27 protein-coding genes are annotated in these 26,097 nt (G+C 51.9%); 26 read left to right on the top strand and 1 reads right to left on the bottom strand.

Annotated elements, in window-relative coordinates:
- The first annotated feature begins 35 nt into the window (after nt 1–35).
- The 23 genes from ACSSVF_RS01145 to ACSSVF_RS01035 all read left to right on the top strand — a co-directional run bounded on the left by ACSSVF_RS01145 (nt 36) and on the right by ACSSVF_RS01035 (nt 23,338).
- On the top strand, nt 36–1,793 hold the full coding sequence (locus ACSSVF_RS01145; RefSeq protein WP_492404813.1) for a type I secretion system permease/ATPase: 1,758 nt from the start codon (nt 36–38) through the stop codon (nt 1,791–1,793).
- Nucleotides 1,790–3,502: a type I secretion system permease/ATPase gene (locus tag ACSSVF_RS01140; protein ID WP_492404811.1), complete on the top strand. Its 1,713-nt coding sequence runs from the start codon at nt 1,790–1,792 to the stop codon at nt 3,500–3,502. The genes ACSSVF_RS01145 and ACSSVF_RS01140 overlap by 4 nt, the downstream gene beginning before the upstream one ends.
- Before the next feature lie 10 nt (nt 3,503–3,512).
- A complete protein-coding gene (locus tag ACSSVF_RS01135) occupies nt 3,513–4,877 on the top strand; it encodes an HlyD family type I secretion periplasmic adaptor subunit (protein WP_492404809.1) in 1,365 nt (454 codons plus the stop codon).
- Nucleotides 4,877–6,223, top strand: a complete 1,347-nt coding sequence (locus ACSSVF_RS01130) for a TolC family outer membrane protein (RefSeq protein ID WP_492404808.1) — start codon at nt 4,877–4,879, stop codon at nt 6,221–6,223. Before ACSSVF_RS01135 ends, ACSSVF_RS01130 begins: the two co-directional genes overlap by 1 nt.
- Before the next feature lie 49 nt (nt 6,224–6,272).
- A complete protein-coding gene (gspG, locus tag ACSSVF_RS01125; protein WP_492404806.1) occupies nt 6,273–6,677 on the top strand; it encodes a type II secretion system major pseudopilin GspG in 405 nt (134 codons plus the stop codon).
- 85 nt (nt 6,678–6,762) lie between these two features.
- A complete protein-coding gene (locus ACSSVF_RS01120; RefSeq protein ID WP_492404804.1) occupies nt 6,763–7,956 on the top strand; it encodes a type II secretion system F family protein in 1,194 nt (397 codons plus the stop codon).
- Nucleotides 7,957–8,084: 128 nt separating this feature from the next.
- A complete protein-coding gene (locus tag ACSSVF_RS01115; RefSeq protein WP_492404802.1) occupies nt 8,085–9,785 on the top strand; it encodes a GspE/PulE family protein in 1,701 nt (566 codons plus the stop codon).
- Complete coding sequence (locus ACSSVF_RS01110; protein ID WP_492404801.1) at nt 9,766–10,668, top strand: hypothetical protein; 903 nt, start codon at nt 9,766–9,768, stop codon at nt 10,666–10,668. Before ACSSVF_RS01115 ends, ACSSVF_RS01110 begins: the two co-directional genes overlap by 20 nt.
- Nucleotides 10,668–11,189, top strand: a complete 522-nt coding sequence (locus ACSSVF_RS01105; RefSeq protein ID WP_492404799.1) for a hypothetical protein — start codon at nt 10,668–10,670, stop codon at nt 11,187–11,189. Before ACSSVF_RS01110 ends, ACSSVF_RS01105 begins: the two co-directional genes overlap by 1 nt.
- Nucleotides 11,177–11,728 (top strand): hypothetical protein, encoded by a 552-nt coding sequence (locus tag ACSSVF_RS01100; protein WP_492404798.1) that lies wholly within the window; start codon nt 11,177–11,179, stop codon nt 11,726–11,728. The genes ACSSVF_RS01105 and ACSSVF_RS01100 overlap by 13 nt, the downstream gene beginning before the upstream one ends.
- Nucleotides 11,725–12,222 carry a hypothetical protein gene (locus ACSSVF_RS01095; RefSeq protein WP_492404797.1) on the top strand — a complete coding sequence of 166 codons (498 nt, stop codon included), beginning with the start codon at nt 11,725–11,727 and terminating at the stop codon, nt 12,220–12,222. Before ACSSVF_RS01100 ends, ACSSVF_RS01095 begins: the two co-directional genes overlap by 4 nt.
- Nucleotides 12,223–12,305: 83 nt before the next feature.
- Entirely contained in the window at nt 12,306–14,219 is a 1,914-nt protein-coding gene (locus ACSSVF_RS01090; RefSeq protein ID WP_492404796.1) for a secretin GspD/PilQ domain-containing protein, read from the top strand.
- 16 nt (nt 14,220–14,235) lie between these two features.
- The gene (locus ACSSVF_RS01085; protein ID WP_492406284.1) at nt 14,236–14,715 is read left to right on the top strand and encodes a prepilin-type N-terminal cleavage/methylation domain-containing protein; all 480 of its coding nucleotides are present in this window, start codon (nt 14,236–14,238) and stop codon (nt 14,713–14,715) included.
- A gap of 4 nt (nt 14,716–14,719) precedes the next feature.
- Nucleotides 14,720–15,091, top strand: a complete 372-nt coding sequence (locus ACSSVF_RS01080) for a type II secretion system protein (protein WP_492404795.1) — start codon at nt 14,720–14,722, stop codon at nt 15,089–15,091.
- Nucleotides 15,078–15,569: a type II secretion system protein gene (locus ACSSVF_RS01075; protein WP_492404794.1), complete on the top strand. Its 492-nt coding sequence runs from the start codon at nt 15,078–15,080 to the stop codon at nt 15,567–15,569. Before ACSSVF_RS01080 ends, ACSSVF_RS01075 begins: the two co-directional genes overlap by 14 nt.
- Nucleotides 15,570–15,842: 273 nt before the next feature.
- On the top strand, nt 15,843–16,481 hold the full coding sequence (locus ACSSVF_RS01070; protein WP_492404792.1) for a MotA/TolQ/ExbB proton channel family protein: 639 nt from the start codon (nt 15,843–15,845) through the stop codon (nt 16,479–16,481).
- Nucleotides 16,482–16,491: 10 nt separating this feature from the next.
- On the top strand, nt 16,492–16,905 hold the full coding sequence (locus ACSSVF_RS01065; protein ID WP_492402505.1) for an ExbD/TolR family protein: 414 nt from the start codon (nt 16,492–16,494) through the stop codon (nt 16,903–16,905).
- 28 nt (nt 16,906–16,933) lie between these two features.
- Complete coding sequence (locus ACSSVF_RS01060; protein WP_492404790.1) at nt 16,934–17,743, top strand: energy transducer TonB; 810 nt, start codon at nt 16,934–16,936, stop codon at nt 17,741–17,743.
- A gap of 459 nt (nt 17,744–18,202) precedes the next feature.
- Nucleotides 18,203–18,664, top strand: coding sequence for a DUF2244 domain-containing protein (locus tag ACSSVF_RS01055; protein WP_492404789.1), 462 nt, complete (start codon nt 18,203–18,205; stop codon nt 18,662–18,664).
- A gap of 21 nt (nt 18,665–18,685) precedes the next feature.
- On the top strand, nt 18,686–19,852 hold the full coding sequence (gene coxB / locus ACSSVF_RS01050; RefSeq protein ID WP_492404788.1) for a cytochrome c oxidase subunit II: 1,167 nt from the start codon (nt 18,686–18,688) through the stop codon (nt 19,850–19,852).
- Nucleotides 19,853–19,881: 29 nt separating this feature from the next.
- A complete protein-coding gene (gene ctaD / locus ACSSVF_RS01045; protein ID WP_442585639.1) occupies nt 19,882–21,474 on the top strand; it encodes a cytochrome c oxidase subunit I in 1,593 nt (530 codons plus the stop codon).
- Between the two features lie 208 nt (nt 21,475–21,682).
- Entirely contained in the window at nt 21,683–22,222 is a 540-nt protein-coding gene (locus tag ACSSVF_RS01040) for a cytochrome c oxidase assembly protein (RefSeq protein WP_492404787.1), read from the top strand.
- Nucleotides 22,223–22,405: 183 nt separating this feature from the next.
- Complete coding sequence (locus ACSSVF_RS01035; protein ID WP_492404786.1) at nt 22,406–23,338, top strand: cytochrome c oxidase subunit 3; 933 nt, start codon at nt 22,406–22,408, stop codon at nt 23,336–23,338.
- A gap of 138 nt (nt 23,339–23,476) precedes the next feature.
- Here the strand turns inward: ACSSVF_RS01035 and ACSSVF_RS01030 are convergent, their stop codons facing one another.
- On the bottom strand, nt 23,477–23,677 hold the full coding sequence (locus ACSSVF_RS01030) for a twin transmembrane helix small protein (protein ID WP_379034886.1): 201 nt from the start codon (nt 23,675–23,677) through the stop codon (nt 23,477–23,479).
- A 156-nt stretch (nt 23,678–23,833) separates the two neighbouring features.
- Here ACSSVF_RS01030 and ACSSVF_RS01025 point away from each other — a divergent pair, with 156 nt between their 5' ends.
- The 3 genes from ACSSVF_RS01025 to ACSSVF_RS01015 are packed head-to-tail and all read left to right on the top strand — an operon-like array spanning nt 23,834 to nt 26,091.
- On the top strand, nt 23,834–24,484 hold the full coding sequence (locus ACSSVF_RS01025; RefSeq protein WP_492404784.1) for an SURF1 family protein: 651 nt from the start codon (nt 23,834–23,836) through the stop codon (nt 24,482–24,484).
- A 12-nt stretch (nt 24,485–24,496) separates the two neighbouring features.
- Nucleotides 24,497–25,114, top strand: a complete 618-nt coding sequence (locus tag ACSSVF_RS01020; protein ID WP_492404783.1) for an SCO family protein — start codon at nt 24,497–24,499, stop codon at nt 25,112–25,114.
- 2 nt (nt 25,115–25,116) lie between these two features.
- Entirely contained in the window at nt 25,117–26,091 is a 975-nt protein-coding gene (locus ACSSVF_RS01015) for a COX15/CtaA family protein (protein ID WP_492404781.1), read from the top strand.
- The last annotated feature ends 6 nt before the right edge of the window (nt 26,092–26,097 follow it).

Below are 26,097 nucleotides of genomic sequence, written 5' to 3'. Positions count from 1 at the left end.
CCGCAGTTTTTTGTTAAAGAAATACCCGGGTGAACATGTTGTCGCAATCCGAAACCATCAAACAAGTCATGTCTGAACTTTGGCCCATCTGGCGTAAAGTGTGGCTGTTTGGCGTCGTGACCAACCTGCTGATTTTAGTGCCCTCCTGGTATATGCTGGAGGTGTATGACCGTGTCATTAATAGCCGTAATGTCTCTACATTATTGATGCTGACTTTAATGGCTGCATTTGCTTATCTGGTGATGGAAGCACTCGAGTGGCAACGCCGCCGTCTTCTGCAATCCGCCTCTCACCATTTTGAGAAATCACTGCAACAACGTTTATTTGAGCGTGTGTTTACCGCCAAATTAGCCATGCCGGAGTTTCCGGCTCAGCAAGTGTTTTCTGATTTTTCTACCCTCAAAAGTACCCTGCATTCTTCTGCTTTATTAGGCTTGATGGATGCGCCTTTTTGCCTGATTTTCCTGGTAGCCGTATTTCTGATCCACCCGGCACTGGGCGTGCTGACGCTGTTAGGGTTATTTGTTCAGCTGATATTAACCGTACAAAACCAGGCCCGCGTGGCGCCCATGATGAAACAGGCAAACCAGCATGCCATGGAATCTCACCGTTATTTCGCTAGTATCAGCCGTCATTCGGATGCGATGCAGGCCATGCAAATGATGGCACCGGTGGAGCAACGCTGGTTGCAAAGCCAGCATGGCTTTTTATGGCAACAGGCACAAGCTTCTGAGCTGGCAGGCAAAAACGCGGCGGCTTCGCGCTGGTTGCAAACCATGCAGACCAGCCTGATTTTAGGCCTGGCCTGTTATCTGTTTATTGCGGGCGAGTTATTCAATGGCGGCGCGATGATGATCGTCGCTTCTATCCTGGCAGCCAGGGTGCTGGCGCCGCTGGTGCAATGCGTGGGCCACTGGAAAACCTACGAACAGGCGTGGACTGCTTTTCAGCGCATAGAAAGCCTGTTTGCTGGCGCGGCGCAAAAAAGCGAAGGCTTGGTGCTGCCTCCGCCTACCGGCGCAGTATCTGTAGACCAACTGGCTTATGCGCAACCGCAGGCGGGCAAGGCGCAGGCGGAAGTGTTTATCCGCCAGGTGCAATTCAGCTTACCGGCAGGGCATGTGCTGGTGGTGGCCGGCGCTTCGGCCTCTGGCAAAACCACATTGGCAAAACTACTGGTGGGCCTGGTCGCGCCAACCAGTGGCCGCGTGCGCTATGACGGCGTCGATGTGCATGGCTGGGACAAAAACAGGCTGGGCCCTTATGTGGGATACCTGGCGCAGGAAGTGGACCTGTTTGATGGCCGTGTGATCGACAATATCTGCCGTTTTAACAGCCCGGACCCGCAGGCATTATCTGAAGTGGTTGACTTGCTGGGCTTAGCTGACTGGATCAATCAGTTGCCGGAAGGATTGAACACCCTGATCGGTCAATCTGGCGTGCCTCTCTCAGGTGGTGAAAGGCAATTGCTGGGATTAGCCCGCGCGCTCTATGGCAAGCCGCGCATTGTTGTGCTCGATGAGCCTAATGCCAATCTTGATACAGCTGCCGAGCGCACTTTTCAACATGCGATTGCGCGGCTGAAACAGCAGGGCACTACCTTTATTATTATCAGCCATTTGCAGCATATCCTGAACATCGCTGATTTCATGCTGGTGATGTGCCAGGGGCAAATGATCCGCTATGGCAAGCCGAATGATGTGCTGGCGAGCTTTCAGTCAGAGGCGGCAACGGCTGAAGCATTGCAGGCAAAAACAGTAAAACCTAAAGCAGTGAAAGTCGCACAGCCATGAAGCCAGCCTATCAATCTTCATTATGGATATTGATCAAGCCATTCCGGCGGCAATTTATCCAGATGGCTTGGCTGAGCCTGTTGACCAACGTGCTGATGCTGGTGCCCACCCTGTATATGCTGCAACTGTATGACCGGGTCATGCAGAGCCGGAACACCTTGACGCTGGTGGCGGTCACTGCGTTGACGGCTGGCTTGCTATTGCTGATGGCAGGCGCGGACTGGCTGCGTAATCTGTATGCGATCAAAACTGGCGTGCAGTTTGACCTCACTTACGGCAAGCAAATCTTTTCCGCTATTTTTGATACACGCACTACGCAACGCCAGCCGCCGGTGCAGTCGTTGCAGCAACTCACTACCGTCAGGCAGTTTATGACCGGGCAAGGCTTGTTTGCCATGCTGGATATGCCCTGGAGTGTGGTGTATATCACGGTATTATTTGTGCTGCACCCGGTACTGGGGATGACGGCCATCGCATTCTGCCTGGTGCAGTGTGCGGTGGCATGGTGGAACCAGACAGTCATTGCTGGCCCGGCACAACAGGCGCAACAGACCAAGCAAGTCACTGAAAACTTTATTCAGCAAAAAATCCGCCACTTGCAGACCAGCCACGTGCTGGGTATGTCGCACACCTTACGCCAGCGCTGGCAGGCCTTATTATCCGAGCAGTTGCAAGCCGAAAACGTGTGGCTGGCCGCCAGTGACCGCAGCCAGTTTGTGAACAAGTGGGTGCGTTACACCATGCAATCGCTGATGCTGGCAATTGCGGCCTGGTTGACCATCAAAGGCCAGATCAGTGTCGGCTCCATGATTGCATCGAATGTACTCATCGCCCGCGCCCTGCAACCGTTTGATGTGATCGTGCATAGCTGGCGCCAATGGTTGCAAGCCAATACAGCGGCCAGCGATCTGCAATCAATCCTGGATAGCCGCCAACAGTACCTGCAGGCATTGCCTGCTTTGCAGCCGTTACAGCGCCCTTACCATTTAAAACTGGAATCAGTGACTGTTGAACTCCAGTCACGCCGTATCCTGAATGGCCTGAACCTGGGCATTTCGCCCGGGAGGTTGTTGTGCATCATGGGGCCATCAGGTTCCGGCAAAAGCACGTTGGCACGTTTGCTGGTGGGCGTCATTTCGCCACATGCAGGTACATATCAAATCAACCAGTCAGCCATTCAAGCCAACAATGCACGCACCTTGCTGACGCACGTGGGTTATCTGCCGCAACAGGTGTCATTGCTGGAGGGCACGATCGCTGAGAATGTGGCCAGGTTTGGCACACTGGAAAGCCAGCACATTATCCAGGCTTGTCAGCGCGTAGGGCTACATGAAGCCATCCTGCGCTTGCCGCATGGCTACGATACCCGGCTGGATGAGCAAGGCCTGCCATTGTCTGGCGGCCAGCGCCAGTTGCTGGGATTGGCGCGCGCTATTTATAAAGAGCCGCCGTTACTGGTGCTGGATGAACCGAATGCCAGCCTGGATGAGTTTGGCGAAGCGCGACTGATGGAGTTGCTACAAGCCTTAAAAGCAGTACACACCACGATTGTGGTGGTGACGCATCGCTCTGGCGTGCTGAAAGTCACCGATGATTTACTGATCCTCAAGCGCGGCGAAGTGGTACATCATGGCCCGCGTGATGCTGGTATCGCCTACCTGAATCAATTGCAGTCTGCTGCTACCAGCATGCCTGCAGAATCCACATGAGTTTATTCCTATGCAGTTAAATACTGGGCTTTCAAATATCACCAACCCTGTTCCTGGCAATGTGCATGCCATTGAAAGCTATGCGCAGAACACAGGCCACACCAGAAAAGGTGCATTCATTTTGCTGGCCGGGGTGATCGGTTTTGTCGTGTGGGCGGCTTACGCGCCACTCGACGAAGGTGTGCCGACTGAAGGGCAGATCAGCATAGAGAGTAACCACAAGGTGGTGCAGCATTTATCTGGCGGCATCGTCAGTGCCTTGCTGGTGCACGAAGGCAAAGAAGTAAAAGCGGGCGATGTGCTTTTTAAACTGGATGATATGGCCAGCAAAGCGCGCTATGAAGAAGTGCGTCAGCGCTATGCCGGCCTGCGTGCGCAGGAAGACCGCTTGCGTGCCGAGCAATTGCACCACAGCGTGATTGATTTCCATCCGGATTTATTGAAACAGCAGAATGACCCATTGATACAGCAACAAATGCGCAACCAGACACAATTGCTGGCAGCCAGGACAGCTGCGCTGGCGGCTGATATCGCCGGGAAACGCGAGTCTATCGCCGGTTACCAGGCCATGGTGCAGGGTTACCAGGGCATGCTCTCCAGCCACGAGTCGCAACTGGTGCTGCTCGAAGACCAATTGCAGGGCGTGCGCGGCCTGACTGCGGAAGGATATGCCCCGCGTAACCAGCAGAATGACCTGGAACAACGCGTGGCAGCGCTGCACGGCGAACGCGCCAATACCCAGGCGAATATCATCCGTGCCCAACGCGCGATCATGGAGTTGCAACAACAGATCAATCAACGCAACCAGTTAGAGCGCAAAGAGATGGATGCCGAAATGGCACAGGTCAAGTTGCAGGTCGAAGCCGATGCCCAAAAAGTGCTGGCGTTGCGCGATGAGTTAGGCCGTACCGAGATCCGTTCGCCAGCCTCCGGGCAAGTGGTCGGTTTGCAGGTGCATACCCTGGGTGCCATCATCCAGCCCGGTCAGAAGCTGATGGATATCGTGCCTTCCGGTGAGGCGCTGATCGTTGACGCGCAGATACCGCCGCATTTGATCGATAAGATTCACACCGGGCAGGCGGCGGATGTGCGCTTCTCCACTTTTGCCAATAGCCCGCAATTGCTGGTAGAAGGGCAGTTGAAGTCGCTGTCAAAAGATTTGCTGAGCAAACCCGCTGCGACCGCTGAAGGCAGCCAAAGCTATTACCTGGCCAGGATAGTGTTGACGGAAAAAGGCACCAAAGCCTTGCAAGGCCGCCAGCTGCAACCTGGCATGCCGGTACAAGTAGTGATTAAAACCGGTGAACGTACGCTATGGGATTACTGGATGCATCCCCTGAGCAAGCGTTTAGCAGCCTCGATGAAGGAAGAGTAATGCGGTTGTGTGCCACAATAAAAGCATGGTCTGGTGTTGCGTTGTTGCTGTGTCTGATGCCAGTACAGGCGCAAGATGACCTCAATGGTTTATACCAGTTAGCCGTTACCCACAATGCGGATTTTCGCGCGGCACTCGCCAATACCGAAGCCGAACGCGAAGAGCTGACCAAGGCAAAAGCGCTGTTTTACCCCAAGGTGCAACTGGGGATGATGAAAGGGCGCGGCAATACAGACCGCACCACGCAGACCAGTATCGGTGCTATCAATTCTGACATCAATTATGAGCTTGAAAACTATAGCCTGACCGTCCGCCAGCCTTTGTACAACAAGGAAACCTTTGCTATTTATGGCGGCGCCAAGTCTTATGTCACCGCGCAGGAATCATTGCTGGAGCAAGAAAATGCCAAGCTGATCCTCAAGCTGGTGTCGGTATATCTGGAAACCCTGTATGCGCAGGACCGCGTGAATTTGCAGACCAATAAACTGGAAGCCGTGAACCAGCAGTTGCGACAGGCCGAGCAACGGTATAGCCGCGGCAGTGGCACAGTGGTCGAGGTGAATGAAGCGCAATCCAACCTGGATATTGCCAAGGTCGAGAAGATCCAGGCTGCCAACGATTTACTCTCCAACCAGCAAAGCATGCAGATTCTGACCGGCAGTACACATACGTTGTCAGCCGAACTCCTTGTCAATGGCTTAAATACCCTCTCTGTGACCGAGTATAGTGTGGAGCGCTGGATAGAGACTGCCCGGCAACATCATCCGGAGCTGATGGCGGCGACGCTGGATATTGATGTCGCCAGGAAAGATGTAGAAAAAAAACAGGCCGGGCATTACCCGACGCTGGACCTGGTCGGTGTGCGCTCCTATAGCCAGAACGACAGTAACAACACACTTGGGTCACGCTTTGATACCTCAACTATCGCCTTGCAGATGAACGTGCCTTTGTTTGCCGGTGGCTATGTGAATGCCAATGTGCGCCAGAGCGCCAGCCGCCTCACGGCGAGTGAAGAAACCATGACCGCCAAGTCGCGCGAGATTGAATTCAATGTGCGCAAATACTACCAGAACCTGATCGCCCAGCAGCAATCCATCACCGCTTACCAGCAGGCGGTGCAATCCGCCAAAGTGGCCTTGGACGGCACGCAAAAAGGGTTTCAGGCTGGCTTTAAAACCAACCACGAAGTGCTGGATGCACAGCAGAAATTATTTACCAATCAACTGTCGCTGACCAAGGCCTATTACAGCCTGATTAGCGACTGGGTAAACTTGCAGTTCAGTAGTGGGCTGCTGACACTAGATACATTAAGTCGTGTCAGCCAGTTATTTATAGCAAAAAAATAAAGCTTTACGAAGGGGCTATATCTTGAAGAAAAACAGTGTTTTGAAAACAATGAAACAATCAGGTTTCACCTTGCTGGAGTTGCTGGTGGTGATGGTGATTATCGGTTTGCTGGCAGGCTATGTCGGCCCGAAATACTTTGCCCAGATCGGCAAATCGGAAACCAAAACTGCCAAGGCACAAATCGAAGCCTTGTCGCGCGCACTGGATACTTATCGCCTCGATGTCGGGCATTACCCCACTACAGAGCAAGGCCTGGCCGCGCTGAACCGTAACCCTGATAACGAGGCCAAGTGGCAAGGGCCTTATCTCGCAAAAGGCGTACCGGCCGACCCCTGGGGCAGGCAATACCAATATCGCTACCCGGGCGAACATGGCGATTATGATGTCTGGAGCCTGGGCAGTGATGGTGTCGCCGGCGGGCAGGATGCGGATAGTGATGTCGGTAACTGGTGATTTCAGTCATAGTTGATTTCAGACCCTGTTTATTTCAGGCATCGGTCGTCATTGTTAACCATGCCAGTCAAGAAAGTAGGCATGCATGAAGTTTGAGTTGAAAGTCATGCAAGGCACGCAAGTGAGTTGGCTGTCGCTGGACGCGGCAGACCAGCAATCTGCACGGCAGCAGGCGCAGGCACAAGGCTATGGCATCTTGCAGATCCGCCAGGCGGATGGCGCCGGCTGGCTGCCGAAATGGCCCTTCAATAAGCAACGTTTTAATCTGAGCCTATTCAGCCAGGAGTTGTTGGCGTTGCTGGAATCCGGGCTCAGCCTCATTGAAGCGATTGAAGGCCTGGCCGAGAAAGAGCAACACGACCAGTCACGCTATGTGTTGACCCGCCTCACTACTTCTTTGTATGAAGGTTTGCCACTGTCGCAGGCACTGGCGTTGCAACCCGAGGTGTTTAGCGCCTTATATGTCGCATTGATTCGTGCCAGCGAACGCACTGGTGATATGGCACAGGCGTTGCGGCGGCATGTGGCTTATCAGGCGCAAGTGGATGCCATCCGCAAAAAAATCATTTCTGCTTCCATCTACCCGGTGTTGCTGATCGTCGTCGGCGGCATGGTCATCTTGTTCCTGCTCGGTTATGTGGTGCCGCGCTTCAGTACTATCTATGAAAGTGGCGGCGATAACCTGCCCTGGGCCAGCCGCATGTTATTGCGCTGGGGGCAATTGCTACAGGGTCATGGCGAGTTAGTGCTAATGGGCACTGTAGGCATCAGCCTGCTGTTGTGGCTGGTCTTTTCACGCCCGGCCAGCAAAATCTGGGTCATGCAACGCGTGTGGAGCATCCCCAGTTTGGGCGAGGCCTTGCGCATTTACCAGCTGGCGCGGTTTTACCGCACGCTGGGCATGTTATTGCAGGGAGGAATTCCCTTGCTCACCGCACTGGGCATGGTGCAATCTTTGCTGCCGCAAGAGTTGCAGCAAGTATTACAGCGGGTGATCAGCGAAGTGCGCGAAGGCAAACAACTCTCCGCATCGATGGAAGCACATGGCCTGACCACCTCGATTGCCAATCGCATGCTACGCGTAGGTGAGCGCACAGGGCAAATGGATGACATGCTGGGGCGCATTGGTGTTTTTTATGACGAAGATACAGCGCGGCGGGTCGAGTGGTTGAGCAAGCTGCTGGAACCAGCGCTGATGGTGTTGATAGGACTGATTGTCGGGCTGGTGGTGGTGTTGATGTATATGCCGATTTTTGAGTTGGCAGGAGCCATCGAATGATGGCACCTCAAAACAAAAAGCCCCATAGAATAATGGCTACCCCAAGCAAACAGCCCCATCGAATGATGGCACCCCAAAACCAAAACGTCCATCGCGTGATGGCTAGCCAAAATCAAAGGAGCCATTGAATGAATATGCAGGATTTGCCAATGGCCGGAACAGAAGGGCACGCGCTGACAGCAGAGTTGCTGGCTGAAGCCAAAAAACTGGCAGCACAGACCGGGCGTCCTGTGATCGAAGTGCTGGAAGAGTTATCTGCTTTATCGCCGGATGCGTTTGTGATTGCCCTGTCTGGCCTGATGCATTATCCCCCCTTGAATGCCCTGGATTTGAATGCCATGCAACCCCTGTTTGACCGCTTGAACTTCAATGAGGCGGTGGCCATGCAGGCGGTATTGATGCAGCACGAGGATGGCCAGGCGAGGTTGGTGATTGCAGACCCGTTTGATCACGGCTTGCAATTACGCTTGCAGAGCAGCGTGCGCTTGCCTGTGCAATGGTGCTTGGCGCACCGCAACGATATTGCCACCTGTCTGCAGTTCCACGAATCGCAAATGCGTGCGCTGGACCAGATGCATACCGAAGACGGGGTTGCCAGTGATGATCAGGTGCCTGTCGAGCAGCTGTCACTCAAATCCATCAGCGAAGATAGCAGTCCGGTGGTGCGGTTCGTCCGTTCTACTTTATACGATGCGCTGAAAGCTGGCGCGAGTGATATCCACCTGGAATCCACAGTGCATGGCCTGCGCGTGAAATACCGCATTGATGGCGTGCTCAATGAAGTCGGCGGCCTGAGTGGCGTCATGCAGGCGGAGCAGGCGATTTCCAGGATCAAAGTCATGTCGGAACTGGATATCGCCGAGCGCCGCATCCCGCAGGACGGGCGTTGTAAAGTGCATGCGCTGGGTCGGGAAATCGACCTGCGCGTATCCATTATGCCCAGTGTGATTGGTGAAGATGCCGTGCTGCGGGTGTTGGACCGCAAGGCGCTCAGCGAGGCGCAGGGCATCAGCCTGGAAGTGTTGGGCTTTGCACCGGCCATGCTCACGCAAATCCGAACCCAGGCTGAGGCACCATATGGCATGTTCCTGGTCACCGGCCCGACCGGTAGCGGCAAAACAACGACCTTATATGGCATGATTTCCGAGATCAATACCGGGCAGGACAAGATAGTCACCATTGAAGACCCGGTGGAATACCAGTTGCCAGGTGTATTGCAAATCCCCGTCAATGAGAAAAAAGGCCTCACCTTTGCGCGCGGCCTGCGCTCTATTTTGCGTCACGACCCGGACAAAATCATGGTTGGCGAAATCCGTGATGGCGAAACCGCGCAGATTGCCGTGCAATCGGCGCTGACAGGCCATTTGGTGTTAACTACCGTGCATGCCAATAATGTATTTGATGTGATAGGCCGTTTTACCAATATGGGGGTAGATGCCTATAGTTTTGTGTCAGCGGTGAACGTCATTCTGGCGCAACGCCTGATCCGTGTGATTTGCCCGTTTTGCAAAGTGGATGATCAGCCGGATCAGGAGTTGCTGTTGAAATCCGGCCTGGATGCCAAGGCTAGCGCTCACTTTCAGTTTAAAAAAGGCCAGGGTTGTGGCCAATGCCATGGTACTGGCTATAAGGGACGCAAAGGCATTGCAGAATTACTGTTGTTTGATGATGGTATGCGCGAGCTGATTGTGGCCAAAGCCCCTATCAGCCAAATCAAGGCGCTGGCAGCAAAATCCGGTACCCGCTCCATGCGTGAAGCGGGTATGGCCCTGGTGCAGGCCGGTGAAACCACTTTGCAGGAGATCAATCGTGTTACAGCATTATCCTGATCCCGGCATTGACAGCCATTTTGCTGAGAGCCGCCGCTGGTGGCAGGCACTCAGTGCGCCTGAGTTAAGAGTCGTCATCACTTGCGACGCCTTGGAGATATTCACCTTTGAGCGCCAGTGGTGGCCGGGCGGGCCGCGTGCATTATTGAGCCATCAGCAATATCCCCTGCCAGGGCAACCGCAGGATGCGCTGCCACCCGAAGCATTATGGCAAACATTAGCTGATGCACTTACTGCGTTCAAGAATCAGCGTTGGCATGTGGTGATTGTGCTTTCCGATCAATATACGCGCTGGCTGGTATTGCCATGGCAAACCGAGATTCGCAGCGCCACCGAAAAGCAGGCGTATTACAGCCATGGCCTGCAACAGTCATTTGGCCTGGAGATGCAGAGTTGGGAAATTGCGGCGCAAGCCAGTGGCTATGGCCAGAATACCCTGGTCAATGCCATGCCGCCCGGGCTCGCAGCGCAGTTGCATACGCTGTTTGCAGAAGCGCGTTTAACGCCGGGCGTGATTGCACCGGCCTGGCTGCTATCTGTGAACCAGGCACTGCACACCATGCGCCAGCAAAAGCTGGCTCACGAGGGCTGGATTATCAGCCGTGAGTCTGCCAGCCTGACCATAGGCTGCCTGGTACAGGGTGAGTGGCAGCAAATCCGCTATATCCCGGTCGATACGCAATGGCGGGAGCGCTTGAGTCAGTATTTGTTGCGCGAGCAGGTGATGCATCCTGACTGGGCGGCATTACCGGTGTATTTACCACAGGCGCAATGGAGTGGTGTGACGGCGAAATCTTTGGCGCCGTTTTCACTGATAGATGTGCAACCCGGTCACTGGCTGGGTGAAGCCTTTCATCAGCAATTGCGCAGGAGGCTGGCCTGATGCGGCGGTTGTCATTAAACCATGCACGCGGGCAGGTGCCGGAGCCATGGACGCTGCTGTCAGGGCTGGTGTTGCTGCTGATTTCGGGCGTGCTGGTTGGGGTTTATAGCCAGCTGGCAGCGGAGAACGCTGCCTTGCAAAAACAATTAGAGGCGCATCAAGCTGCTGTTTCCCCGGTTGTGAATACGCAAACAAAACGATCACTAGCCAGCAACCAGGCCATCAGCGCAGAGATAGCCGAAGCACAAGCGCATATCCAAACGCCGTGGATACCTTTGCTGAATACACTGGAAAAAGTGCAGCAGCCGCAACTGTACTGGATGCAATTGGCCCCGGATGCCAAACGAAAACACATCCGTATGACGGTGCTGGCACCGCATCGCCAACAGGGCTGGGCATTGGTTGCGCGTTTAAAGCGGCAATCCGGGCTGGCAGACGTCAAATTAAATGCCAGTGAATCCACAGATGTGAACGGATTAATGATGACGACCTTGCAACTGGAGGCGGGATGGCTGTATTAAATCATCCTTTGCAGCGGTTGCTGTTTCGCTGGCAACAAGGGCCATTCGGCCACCGCTGGCTGACCGCTTTGCTAGTGGTCGTATTGATTCTGGCTGTGCTGCTGAGCCATGCTTTTTTTACACGCCATCAATTGCAACAGGCTATGCAGCAACTGCCTGTGCGCACAACATTCACTGTCGCGCCTGCAAAGGCTCCTATTTCTACTGCGGCGCAGTCCTTACAACAATGGCCGTCAGAAGAGGAAGCGGACCGCATCAGCGGCGAAATCCTGGCACAAGCCGATGCGCTGGGCATGATTTTCGAGCGTGCCGAATTCCAATCTATCCCCATTGAGCATGCCACTTTGCAGATACAACGTATCAAGTTGCCCTTGAAAGGCGATTATCTGCAAGTGCGGCAATTTCTAAATCGGGTGTTACAGGCCTACCCCAGCCTGGCAGTGAGCCAATTCAAATTACAACGTAGCGATGTCATGCAAACTGCAGTTGAAGCCTATATCGAATTCAGTCTATATACGCGTAAACGGGAGCCAGCATGATACGGCGCTGGGTCATGCTGGGCGCGCTGGGGCTGACGTTACTGGCTTGCTGGTGGGTTGAGCAGGCGGAGCAGCCATCTGATGCTGTGGTGGCCACGACCACTCCGCGCGTACAACGGCGCGTGCCGTTAGCGCAAGTCATGCCGGCGCTTAAGACTGAGGGCCCGGCAGCTACTCAAACTGTATCGCTGGTTGCAGAGGAGGCGCCTGGTGTGAATTTATTCAGTGCGATGGTCATGCCTGTCGCCGACACAGCAACTGCAGTGTCTGTGCCGGTGAGCCCTTATACCTATGCAGGCCGTTTGCAGGAAGACGGGCGCTGGACGGTATTTTTGACGGATGGGCAGCAGCAATATGTATTACATGAAGGCGACCACTTTGCCGAAGGGTGGAAGGTCGCCGTGCTCGATCAGCAAAAAGTCATTTTGCAACATGCAACTGATCGTTTTGAGATCAGGCTGGATAATAAAGTGGATAACGGGGTGGTGTTTTGAATAAGCAAATAATCAATAAAAGAAATAGTTGGCAACGAGTGTTTGCATGCACTAAACCTTTGTTATCAGGCAGGTCATTGTTGATGTTGAGCCCGTTGCTATTGGCCAGTTGTGGCAACCTGTTTCCTACCGCTACGCCCGGAGATGCCACGCTCGAACAAGCCAGGATCTACGCCGCGCGCGGGCAGGATGATGAAGCCATCAAGCTGTTGCAACCGTTGGTGGATGCCAACCCGCGGCAACCGCAATATAAAAACTGGTTGACGTTGCTGCAAGAGAAAAAGCTGCAAAAGCAGGTGCAACAGGCTGACAGTTTGCTGGAGGCCCAGCAATATGACGCGGCTGCGCTGATCTATCAGCAGGTGCTGCAAACATCCTCTACCAATCGTGCCGCCAGTGATGGTCTGCAAAAAGTGCAACTGATGCGTAAACATGCGGCGCAAATAGAGCAGGTTAAAGCCTCAATTGTGGCAGAAGATTTCGCGGGAGGCGAGTTTCTGTTACGCAATGTACTGGCTGAACAACCTGCGCATATTGAAGCACGCAAACTGTTCGAGCAACTCGAGCAGAAAAAAAGCGAGCGCGTCGGCATCGTGCGGCCCGTGCAATCTTCACTCAAGAAAAAAGTCACGCTGGAACTGAAAAACACGCCGGTCAAGAATGCATTTGAATACCTGGGTAAAGCCGGTGGTTTGAATTTTTCTTTCGACCAGGAGCTGAATGAAGGCATACGTGTGAGCGTGCTGTTACGAGATACGCCGATTGAACAGGCGCTGGATGTGATCCTCACCAGCCACCAGTTAGGCAAGAAAGTCCTCAATAATAATACTTTGCTGATCTACCCGCTTTCACGCGCGGCGCAATATGAAGAACTGTTTGTACGCAGTTTTTATCTGACGCACATGGATGCCAAACGGGCTTTGAACCTAATGAAAACCGTCTTGCGTGCCAGTGATATCTATATAGATGAAAAGCTGAATACGCTGGTGATACGCGACACCATGGACAGGATCAAAGTCGCCGAGAAACTCATCGCCTCGCAAGACCTGAATGAGCCTGAGGTCATGCTGGAAGTGGAGGTGATGGAGATTAACCGACGCAACCTCGAAAACCTCGGCATACAGTATCCGAGCCAGATTGGGGTCGGCGTGCAAGGTAATGCCCTGGGCAACACAAACGGGACCCAGCCACAGGCAGGCGAGTTAACGCTGACAGAGTTACGCAATTTCAATGGCAACCTGGGCGTATTCACCATTAATGATCCGGCCATCGTATTGAACCTGCTGCATCAGGACACGGATACCAATCTGCTCGCCAGCCCGAAAATCCGTGTCAAGAACCGTGACCGGGCCAAGATTCACGTTGGCGACAAGATTCCGGTACTGACCAGCGTCGCCAGCGCACAAGGCTTTGTCAGCCAGAATGTGAACTATATCGAGGTAGGCATCAAGCTGGACGTAGAACCTGTGATCCAGATGCAGGATCAGGTCAGCATCAAGGTCGCCATGGAGGTCAGCAATATTACCGACCAAGTCACCACCAGTACCGGCGTGCTGGCGTATACCATCGGTAGCCGTAACGCCAATACCACCTTGCAATTACGCAATAACGAAACACAAATCCTGGCGGGCCTGTTCCGTGATGACGAGCAGAAAGTTCGCCGCAAGGTGCCGGGCCTGGGTAGCTTGCCTATCATAGGCAAGTTCTTTAGTAACGATAACCAGGACAAGCGCAAGAATGAAATCGTGCTGCTGATCACACCGCGCATCATGCACAACATCACGCCGGCCAATTCTGTATATAGCCTGATTCCTTCAGGGGTGGCGGCGACTGCCAATCCGGTCGGTGCAGGCGGCGCGCGTACGGTGCAAGCGGCAGAACCTGTGACAGCACAGCCGGTGACGCCGCAATCCACACAAAACAGTAATGCCCGTACCGATGGCGGCTTTGGTGCACAAATCATGAACAGCACTGATACTGGTACTGCGCAGCCATAGGCCTGTGAAAAGCATGATGATCTTTGTGTCACGTCGCAGAAACGGATTTACGCTGGTGGAGTTGCTGGTGACGCTGGCGCTATTGGCTTTGCTGGTGACTTCGGCCAGCCCGGTGGTGCAACTGAATAGCAAGCGTGAAAAGGAGCGCGAATTGAAACGTGCGTTATGGCAGATCCGCGATGCCCTGGATGCCTACAAAGATGCCGTGGATCAGGGCTTGATCAAGAAAACTGCCGATGGCAGTGGCTACCCGCCCAACCTGAGGATACTGGTGACCGGTATTGAAAATGCACAAGACCCGAAAAAGAAAAAAATGTTTTTTTTAAGGCGTATTCCACGCGATCCCTTTGCGCCGGATGTCACGCTGACTAATCTCCAGACCTGGCGCATACGCGGCTATGATGGTGCCATTGATGAGATGGCTAAGGATGTGTATGACGTCGCCTCTCGCTCGGGTGCCATTGGCATCAATCAGCAGCCATATAGCGAGTGGTAAGCAGATGAAACGCGGATTCACACTGATTGAAATGCTGGTGGTGCTGGCGATCCTGGCCATGCTGCTGACCATCGTCAGCCCTAAATTCATGCATATGTTGCAGCGTTCAAAGGAAACAACTTTGCGGCATGATCTGCTGACCATGCGCGACGCCATCGACAAATTTTATAGCGATAAAAACCGGTATCCTGAAGTTCTCGAAGAGTTGGTTGAGCGGCAGTACCTGAAAGCGATTCCTCCTGACCCGATGACAGAACGTAGTGATACCTGGGTGATTACCTTACCGCCTAATATTGACGAGCAGGGCAGCGTATTCGATGTGCATAGTGGTTCTAACCAGCTCTCAGGCGATGGCACGCCCTATGCCATCTGGTAAGCGCGCACCTTCTGGTTTTGTGCTGATCGGCATGTTTATGCTGGTGATGCTGAGTGGGTTGGTCATGGCGCAGGCCGCCATGCGCTGGCAGACCCAGGTCTTGCGTGAAAGGGAGCAGGAGTTGATCCGCGTCGGCCTGGCCTATAGAGATGCCATCGGACGCTATTACAACCAGACGCCAGGCGTGGTAAAAATGTTTCCGCATACTTTTGAAGCGTTGCTCAATGATGAGCGGTTTCCCAGCCCGCGGCGCCATTTACGCAAACCTTACCTTGACCCGATCACACAGCGGGAAGGCTGGGGTATCGTGGAAGCCCCCAGCGGCGGCATCATGGGCATTTATAGTTTGTCTGACAAACCACCTTTCAAGATCAAAGGCTATCGCGGTGATTTGCAGCATTTGAATAACAAACGCTATTACGGCGAATGGTATTTCGTCTATGTGCCACCCGCTATTTCCGGCCAGAATCCGCTTTAGCGAGTGTAGCAACTACTGCACCTTAATGACGTATCTCTGATTCAGCACCCCACCCACACCTCGGCAAGCCATCGATAACGACATTGATCCACAAAATAACGTTTTCTAAGCTTAAATGTAAATTTAAGTTAAAAACGTGAGGTTTTTTGCTTCCCCAGCGATGAATATATGTAGGCGCATTAAAAGGAAATATTCCCCATGTCAATGGGTGTTTTTCCCGATGTTGCATTTGTGTTCAAAAAAGGATTGATTTTTTAGCTTGAGGGGTAATTCGTGGACCTGGTACCTGACATCGTAGATTTAGTGCTGTATTTGCTGAGCGTGCTCTCAGTGGTGGTGTGGGCCATCATCATTGTCAAAAGCTGGGCCTGGTACAAGGCGCAAAGTGAATCCACTGACTTCCTGTCTGAGTGGCAACAGACGCGCAGTATCTATGAGTTACCTTTACTCATCTCCAAAAGCGAAAGCAGCTTCGCCCGGTTGTGTAATGCCGGCATGAATGCCATGAACGAAGTCATGGCCAATTCAGTACTACGCCGCAACGAACGCCAGGAAGTCATTTTGCTTTCGCTCAAGCAACAGGCATATCTTGAACATAAACGTATGGATGGTGGTGTCGCCGTCTTAGCCAGCATAGGCTCTACCGCGCCTTTCATAGGCTTGTTCGGCACCGTCTGGGGCATCATGAATGCGCTGAAGACCATCACCGCCACCGGCTCTGCCGGCTTAGACGTCGTCGCCGGCCCCATCGGCGAAGCCCTGATCGCCACCGCCATTGGCATTGCCACTGCCGTGCCTGCCGTACTCGCCTATAACTACTTCATGCGCAGGCAGAAAGTACACCGGGCCGATATGGAGCAAGTCGCCAGCCGCTTCCAGTCATTACTCACTCAATCCGGCGTAGAAAGCTAGGCACAGGCAAATGGCTATCTTAGGCGATGCAGAACAAGAAGACCTGGTGAGCGAGATCAACGTCACGCCACTGGTGGATGTCATGCTGGTATTACTGACAGTGTTTATCGTCACCGCCCCCTTACTCATGAATGCGGTGAAGGTCAAACTACCCAAAGCCAGTGCTGAAGTCGCCATCACCGTGCCCAAGACTGCGCATATCAGCATCACCGATGGTGGCGATGTCTTTCTTGATCAGAAAAAGCTCGCCCTGGACGCCCTGACCACTAACCTTGGCACCTTGAAGCAGCAACAAGACCCTGCGGTGGAGATCTACGCCGATGAGCATGCCGAGTACGGCATCGTGGCCAAGGTACTGGCGGCGATACAGCGGGCAGGCATCAGCAAGTTCAGCTTTGTGATGTCGCCGGAATCGGCTAAGTGAGGGCTATGCAGCAAATGAGGCCATTGCCATGACCAGCCTGGTGTTGATTGACGAAGAGAGTCATGCCAAGGTATGGCGTGCAGTAGGCATCTCGATTGGGCTGCATTTGTTGGTGGTTACCATCTACCCGACACTCAGTCATATCCAACTGCCGGAATTACCAGATAAGCTGGAAATCGAATTTTTCACCATGAAAATGCCTGCTTCAAAGCCCAGCGAACAACAGGTTTCTCCGCCGGTGGTGACCTCGGCCCCACCAGAGCCACAGAGGACGACTACAACCGTCAAGCCACGCACAGCGCCGCCGGTGGAGAATCAGAAGTCAGTCATTACGGCCCCCTCAAACAATGAGGCAAATTATCAGGTACCGGAGCAGGCCTTGCCTGCACGGGTGGAACCGGCGCCAGCCGTGAATACAACAGCTTCACCAAGTCATAGCGATGCGGCAAACCACACGGCGACCGAGTCAGTCGCTAAAGACACCCGTTCAGCGCCTGCAGTCAATGCACCTGCGAGTAGTGAGTCGGATGAGCTCACCGCGAGCGACAATGATGCGTGGGGCGATTATGGCGATCAGTTACGATCTCTGGTCAATAAAAGTAAACAGTATCCGACCATTGCCGTCAGGCGGCATCTGGAAGGTGATGTGACTATTCTGGCGCAGTTTGTGCGTGGAGAGTTGATGCAGGTGTCGCTGGTCGAGAGCAGTAAACATGCGCCACTCGATGAAGAGGCCGTACGCATGGTGAAAAAAGCCATCGCGCAACTTGGCACAAAAGATAGCTTAAGAAGCAAAACATTCAAGATCACCATTCCGGTTTCCTTCAGATTGGAATAAGAAATATAACCGCTCTGCAGCAGGCATACTCGGAAAGCCAATCCCGCACTTTCTAAACGATGATGCCTGCATTTCACCCCTGCACTTACCAACTTCCTCCGGTAAGTGCAGGGGATTTTTTTGAAAACGCAGGAATGATCCCACTCGATTGGCTGGATTTTTAATGAAATAAACACGAATTCTCACGTGAAAAAATCAGCTGCTAACCGTTTGCAGTTGTAAAGAAATCGTCCGCCATCTTACTGATTTTTTTAATTTTTTTTATCGAAATGCACTATTCTAAAATCATGCGGTGGCCGACATTCTGATTTGCTTGGTTGGTGAATCGGCAACTTTTTCCTGGCTGCCCATGCTCTTTTTTCTTGTCACTCAGGTTGTCTTATGCTACCTTTCAATGTGTAACAAATTTGTAACTAAACGTAATTTAGTTGCTACAGATTCAGTTCTGGGTTGGCAAACATGTTATCCATCTGCGAAACACAATGCATTGCAAAGCCAAACGCTTCCGCTTCTGCTGAAAGTGTGTGGAGGTTGCTGCTGAGTTTAGGCGTATTAACGGGGCTGATAGCCATTGCTTTTTTGCATATCGGTGCCTGGATGGTGTTGCCATTTGCTGGTTTGGAATTAGTGTTAGTGGTTCTGGCGTTTGTGTTGGTCTTGCGACACAGTAGTGATTACGAAAAAATCACATTCGCTGAGGATCATGTTGAGATTGAACAAAGTGTGTTGGGAAAAATAAAACACGTTCGCTTTCAACGATATTGGACCCGTATAACGCTCAGGGAAGATGAGAACGGTAAAACGTCACTGTGGATTGGGTCCCATAATCAAGAAGTCGAGTTTGGTCGTGACACCATGAACAACGCGCAACGCGATGAACTGGTGTCTCATCTCAGGCGGACACTTCTCAAAACTAAATAACTAGATTTTGGAGCAGATTAGATGCAAGGAATGAAGAAACTCGGGGTTAGTGCTTTTGCACTGTTTTATTCATTAAGCGCACGCGCTGACTATACGTTCAACTTCCCAGAGCCAGTGACACCTATGGCACTGGACACGCTGCATGTTCATAATAAATTTATGCTGATTACCGCCGTGATTTTTGTGGTGGTGTTGGCAATCATGATTTATTCCATTGTGAAGCACCGCCACACCAAGGGCTATAAAGCTGTTGTTGATAAGGCACCCTCCACCACCATGGAGATCTTCTGGACGCTGATCCCTTTTGTCATTTTGTTGCTGATCGACTTTGTCATCATGGGCATTCCGGCTTACCACAGTGTGGTGATGATGGAAGATACGCGTGACCAGTCAACCATGGTGATCAAAATCACTGGTTCGCAATGGCGGTGGCAATATGAGTATCTCGACGGCGATGCCAAAGGCATCAAGTTCGTCAGCAACCTGGCTACTTCTAATGACCAGCTGAACAACAAAGAAGAAAAAGGCGAAAACTACCTGCTGGAGGTCGATAATCCGCTGGTGTTGCCTGTGGGCGAAAAAGTCCGCATCCTGATGACCGCATCCGATGTATTGCATAACTGGTGGGTGCCGCAGTTTGGTTCTTCACGCGTGGCTGTCCCGGGCTTTATCCGTGAGACCTGGGTGCAGGTTGAAAAAACCGGTGTGTATCGTGGCCAATGTAAAGAGTTATGCGGTAAAGGCCATGGTTATATGCCAGTGGTGGTGAACGCCGTCTCTAAAGAAGAGTTCGCTGCCTGGGCCGGTAAGAAACAAGATGAGCAAAAAGCTGCTGGCGATGTCAAAGAGTTAACCAAAGAAGAATTGCTGGCGCAAGGCAAAATCGTTTACGAGAAGAACTGTGCGGTTTGTCACCAGGTGACAGGTGCAGGCTTACCTCCTGCATTCCCGGCGCTAACAGGCAGCAAGATTGCCGTAGGGCCGATTTTCGGGGCGGATGGCAAATATCAAAAAGACAGTCATCTTGACCGAGTACTGAACGGCAAAGGCGTGATGCCGCCCTGGAAAGGGACCTTGAATGACACTGAAATAGCTGCAGTGATTACTTATGAGCGTAATGCCCTGGGGAATACCGCTTCGGTAGATGCCTTGGTGCAACCGCCACAAGTCAAAGCAGCACGTGAATAATACTTTAAGAGATTTTTAGGAGAGCAACGATGAGTACTACTTCCGTAGCACATCACGACGAGCACCAGGAGCATCCTACCGGGATAATGCGTTGGTTGACGACGACCAACCACAAGGATATCGGGACCATGTACCTGACATTTTCACTGGTGATGTTTTTGGTTGGTGGCTGTATGATTCTCGGCATACGTGCCGAACTGTTCAAGCCAGGCCTGCAATTGATGAACCCTGAGTTCTTCAACCAGTTAATCGGCGTGCATGCGCTGATCATGATTTTTGCGGCGTTAATGCCTGCCGCGACTGGTTTTGCCAACTGGATGTTACCGTTGCAACTGGGCGCGCCGGATATGGCATTGCCGCGGTTGAATAACTGGGGCTTCTGGATTTTGCCACCTTCTGCCATTTTGCTGACACTGCCTTTTACCCTGGCACTGTTCGGCATCGGTGATGGCGCACTGGCAACTGGCTGGACCTTCTATCCGCCACTCTCTGTGCAAGGTGGCATAGGCGTGGACTTCGCCATTTTTGCCGTGCACTTGCTGGGGATCTCTTCAGTATTAGGTTCTATTAACGTGATTGTGACCATTTTCAACATGCGTGCGCCAGGCATGACGTTGATGAAGATGCCATTGTTTGCATGGGGCTGGCTGATCACTGCCTTCCTGTTGATTGCAACCATTCCGGTGTTGGCAGGGGCAGTGACCATGTTGCTGACAGACCGCCATTTTGGCACGCACTTCTTTGATGCGGCCGGTGGTGGCGACCCTATCATGTTCCAGCATTTATTCTGGTTCTTCGGTCACCCTGAAGTCTATATTCTGCTGTTGCCGGTATGGGGTTTCATTCCACAAATCCTGCAGACATTCAGCCGTAAACCAATGTATGGTTACAAGGCGCAAGTGTATTCGCTGTGGTCCATCGGTGCCCTGTCAGTGGTAGTGTGGGCGCATCACTTCTTTACTGCAGGTATGCCAGTGCCGGCGCTGCTGTACTTTATGTATAGCACTATGGCTATTTCGCTGCCACTCGCTGTTTTATTCTATTGCTGGATCCGTACCATGTGGAAAGGGGCGATGAGTTTTGAGACCCCGATGCTGTTCTCCGTGGGCTGGATTATCCTGTTTGGTGTTGGTGGCCTGACCGGCCTGGTACTGGCTGATGTGGCCGCCGATGCGCAATACCACAATAGTTATTTCGTGGTCGCACATTTCCATTACACCTTATTTGCCGGTGGCATCATGGGCATCATGGCTGGCGTTTATTACTGGCTGCCAAAAATGACAGGCCATATGTACAACGAGAAGCTGGGCAAGTTGCACTTCTGGTTAACCGCCATTTCATTCAATGTCACTTTCATTCCGCAGTTCTTTGTCGGGTTGGCAGGCATGCCACGTCGGATTCCTGACTATGCATTGCAGTTTGCCGAATTCAATATGATTTCGACGGTAGGTGCCTTTGTACTGGGCTTGTCACAGCTGTTACTGGTTTACAACATCATCAGTTGTGCCAGAGGCGGACAAAAAGCGACAGACAAAGTGTGGGAAGGCGCGATTGGCCTGGAGTGGACATTGCCTTCACCTCCGCCTTATCACAGCTTCACTGAGCAACCTATCGTTAAGTAGTGGTGCTTGAAGCCAGTGTCATTTAATAGCTAAATGGCACTGGTGTTAAAAGCATACTGGCACAGAGATATACAGGAAAAGATTTTGAGCAACAAACCGAAGCAAAGTAACAATAAAATGATTGCCTGGATTTTGGCTGGTGTGGCAATCGCATGGTATGTGGTTTCAATGTTTACCATGTGGAAATGATATTGTTGAGCATGCAGTCGTGAACGAGCAACAGTCGCAGGATAATAAAAAACTAGCACTTAAGTTAGTGTGGATTGTTGCAGGTGCTTTGCTGTTTGCATTTGCTTTGGTGCCGCTGTATGACGTGATTTGCTCTGTTACCGGTTTGAATGGCAAAACCAGCAATATCGCACAGACAGCAACTGCACAAAAGGTAGATACCTCGCGTGAGGTGACAGTGCAGTTTGTTTCTTCGGTGATGCCAGGCTTGGGTTGGAATTTTTATCCCAAACAAAGTAGCGTCAAAGTGCACCCTGGGCAAGTGACCGTGGTGATGTTTGAAGCGAAAAATATTACGAGTGAAGTGGTGGCGGGGCAGGCGATTCCGAGTGTCACACCGGGTAAAGCGTCGGCCCACCTGAAAAAGATAGAGTGTTTTTGCTTTGTGCGGCAATCCCTCAATCCCGGTCAGGTGAAACAGCTGCCACTCAGGTTTTTTATCAGCGCGGATCTGCCGCCAGATGTGAGTGAGTTAACGTTATCGTACTCATTTTTTCCGGCGAGTAATGATTCAAATTAACAATTGATGTGTGAATTAAGGAAGCTCGTATTAAGTGCAACTTTTAAGCCAGGCTGAGTAAGAAATTTCGACGTGGTATCTATTGATCCAAAGAAATTTTTTATGCGCAACAACGTATGGCGATGAAAGTGAGCTTAAACACAGCTTGCGTCATTATAAAAATCAAATGATTGGGAGTTAGGCATGGCAAGTCATTCAGATAACCATTATTTCGTACCACACGGCAGTATTTATCCGGCCTTCATTTCTGTTGGTCTACTCTCCATGGCCAGCGGTTTTGTATTTAACGTCACGGGCTCTGATTTACGCGGTGATGGCTCGCTTAAGAATCCATCTCTCGACTATCTGGCTACCCCTGGCAAGTACATGATGTACCTGGGCCTGGCGATCATTCTGTTCATGATGTTCAAATGGCTGAGTGATGTCGTTACCGAGAGCCTGACCGGGCAGTATAAAAAATGGGAAGACAAGTCATTCCGTATCGGCATGATTGTATTTATCTGTTCGGAGGTCGCGTTTTTTGCGGCTTTCTTTGGCGCTTTGTTTTACATGCGGGTATTGTCGGTACCTGATCTGGCTTCCTATGCGCCGGATATTACACCCTATAAAGACTTTCTTAACAGCTGGCCATCACAGGGCCCGGGCGGTGTGGTGCTGGGGGAGACGTTCAAGCCTAACCCTGAATTCCACCCGATGTCTTGGAGTGGCCTGCCCCTGATCAATACGCTGTTGCTATTAAGCTCGGGCGCTACCATTACCTGGGCGCATTGGGGGCTGATTAAAAATAATCGCAAGCAACTGATTGTAGGTTTGGCTTTGACAGTGGCTTTGGGGATTACTTTCCTGATTTGCCAGGCTGCTGAATATCATCATGCTTACACCGAAATGGGATTAACATTGAAGTCCGGTGCTTATGGCGCCACTTTCTTCATGCTGACTGGTTTTCACGGTTTCCATGTGACTATTGGTACATTGATGCTGATTGTTATTTTGCTGCGCAGTATTAAAGGCCACTTCACGCCAGAACATCATTTTGGTTTTGAAGGTGTAGCCTGGTACTGGCACTTTGTGGATGTGGTGTGGTTAGGCTTGTATATCTTTGTCTACATGCTCTAGTAGTACAAAAAAGGGCGCCGAAAGCGCCCTTTTCTTCAATTGCTTGTCTGAGTTAGTTGTTAATCAACAAATATGACTCACTTGAGACTGTGCGGCAAAAGTTAGTGAATAAGGTGGCACGTGATCAATGGCAGTACGCTAAAGCGTATGGCCAATATAGCCAAAGTGAGCGGCGATAATCAGCAGTAGAAATAAAGTGATGGACAGGCCAATACGCATAGTCAATGCTTTTACTGTGCGGTCAGAACCCTGTTTATCCTTGAGTAGAAATACCAGGGCTGAAAACAAACTGCCTATGATGACAAGTAGTATAAGAACAGTTGCAATTTTAATAAGCATGGTGTGATCCTGCGCTAAGTGAAAGCAAATAGTGAAGACACATTATGGGCTGTAAGTAAGAAAATGCAAATACCTTTAGGATCGTATGTTTTGAGGGTGCGGCCGGTGGTGATATTGGTCGTGGCGCTCATGGTTTTTGGCTGTTTAAAATTGGGCATGTGGCAGTGGCACAAAGCCGAACAAAAGCAGGTGATTACGCTTGCCCTGGCCGATGGCAAACTCAATGTGGTCGAACTGCTCGCGCAGGGTAAGCTGGATGAAGATAATATAGAGGCACTACATACGCGGACGGTCAAACTGACGGGGCATTATCTGGTTGAACAGAGCTTTTTCATCGACAACCAGGTGGAGCAGGGGCAGGCAGGCTTTCATGTGCTGACACCATTTTTGTTAAATGATCAGCACACGGTGATTCTGGTCAATCGTGGATGGGTGGCAGGCTTTAATGATCACCAGCAGTTGCCAGTCATAGCCACTAACCCCGCCGAGCAGACTGTGGCAGGGATGTTGTGGCATCAAAAAAAAACCGGCTTTCAATTGGGTAAACCACGTGAAACCTGGAGTAAAGTACAGCAGGTGATCGATTTTGAGTATTTGCAGAAGCAGTTACCTTACCCCTTACTGCCGCATGCCATATTGAAGCTGGATGCTGCGGTTGCGCAAGATGGGTTTGTCCGGCATTGGGATGTCCCTGCCGGACAGGTTGAGAAACATTTAAGTTATGCCTATCAATGGTTTGGTTTTGCTTTGGCAAGCATCCTGATTGGTGTGTATCAAATGCTGGAAAAACGGCAGGAAAAAGATTAGTCAGGCAGGTTCATGCAAGAAAATTCAACTACGCAGGTTTCATTGAGTACCGCACAGCAGCGCAAAGGGCGCATGATCTTTTTACTGCTGGCGATTTTCTTCACCGTGCCTTTGGTGGTCGTGGTGGCAATGATCAAGTTTGATTGGCGCCCCAGTGGTAAAAGCTACGGCCAGCTGATTCAACCCCCGGTTTCCATTGCTTCAACTACCCATTGGGTCACTGACAACCAACAAGCTGCGCCGGCATTCTGGCAGGATAAGTGGAGCATGGTGCTGATCGCTGGCGAATGCGATGCACGTTGCATGCAGCGTTTATACGATTTAAGGCAAGTGTATGTCTCATTGTATAAAGACATGATACGCGTGCAGCGCGTGCTGATCACGCAGCAGGCAGACACGCAGGAGATTCGTGCACGTTATCCTGACCTGTTGATTATCAACGGTGAATCTGAGCAGGTGGCTGCCCTGGGGCGTATGTTGAGTGGCGGTGGGCAGAATACACTGGCAGCACAACGGGTGTATTTTATTGATCCGCTGGGCAATATCATGATGCAGTATGACCTTGGGCAGGAAGCGAAGTGGATACGTAAAGACCTGATGAAATTGCTGAAGGCTTCCTGGGCTGGTTGATCATGTTTAAAAGATTAAGTGTGTTAGCCGTTGTCCTGGCATTTTGTGTAGTGGTATTAGGCTCATATGTGCGCTTATCCGATGCCGGATTAGGCTGCCCTGACTGGCCAGGCTGCTATGGCGCCTTGTCTGTTCCGCAAAGTGAATCCGCGATCCAGTCTGCACAGCAGGCATACCCTGATCGGCCACTGGAACATGCCAAGGCCTGGAAAGAAATGGCACATCGTTACCTGGCAGGCAGTCTGGGCTTGCTGGTAGTTGGCCTGGCCTGGCTGGCGTATAAGCACCGGCGGACAATCCGTACCAGCTGGCAGTTGTCTGTTGCCCTGGTGGTGTTGATCGTGATGCAGGCATTGCTGGGCATGTGGACAGTGACCCTGTTACTTAAGCCAGTCATAGTGACGCTGCATCTGCTGGGCGGCATGACCACGCTGGCAGTATTGTGCTGGATCGCTGTGCGCAATACCGCACCGCCATCCATCGCGTTACCATCAGCCCAGCAATGGTGGTTACGCCTGGCGTTGCTGGTCTGGATACTGCAAGTCATGCTGGGTGGCTGGACCAGTAGTAATTATGCGGCACTGGCCTGTACTGATTTTCCAACCTGTCATGGCCTGTGGTGGCCGGGCATGGATATGCATGATGCATTTCACCTGACACGCAAACTGGGTGAAAGCCGTGCTGGCGGTCAATTGCACCTGGACGCTTTGACGGCGATTCAGTGGGTGCACCGGCTGGGCGCTTTGCTTGTGCTTGCCTGGGGCCTGGTCAGCATTAAGATTTTGTTACAACGCAAAACTGCCAGGACCTTGGCATGGACACTGCTGGTTCTGTTGTTGTTACAAATCAGCGTCGGCATAGGCAACTTGCTTTTGCAACTGCCGGTGGTGCTGGCAGTGTTGCATAACGCGGGCGCTGCGTTGCTGGGCATTTGCCTGGTGACTGTGAATGCAAGATTAATGAATACGTCTTATTAGAAAAGT

Source organism: Methylophilus sp. E2MeOHC9 (assembly GCF_058744375.1).
The sequence above is the reverse complement of the archived record's forward strand: the minus strand, read 5'-3'. Positions and strand labels throughout refer to the sequence as shown.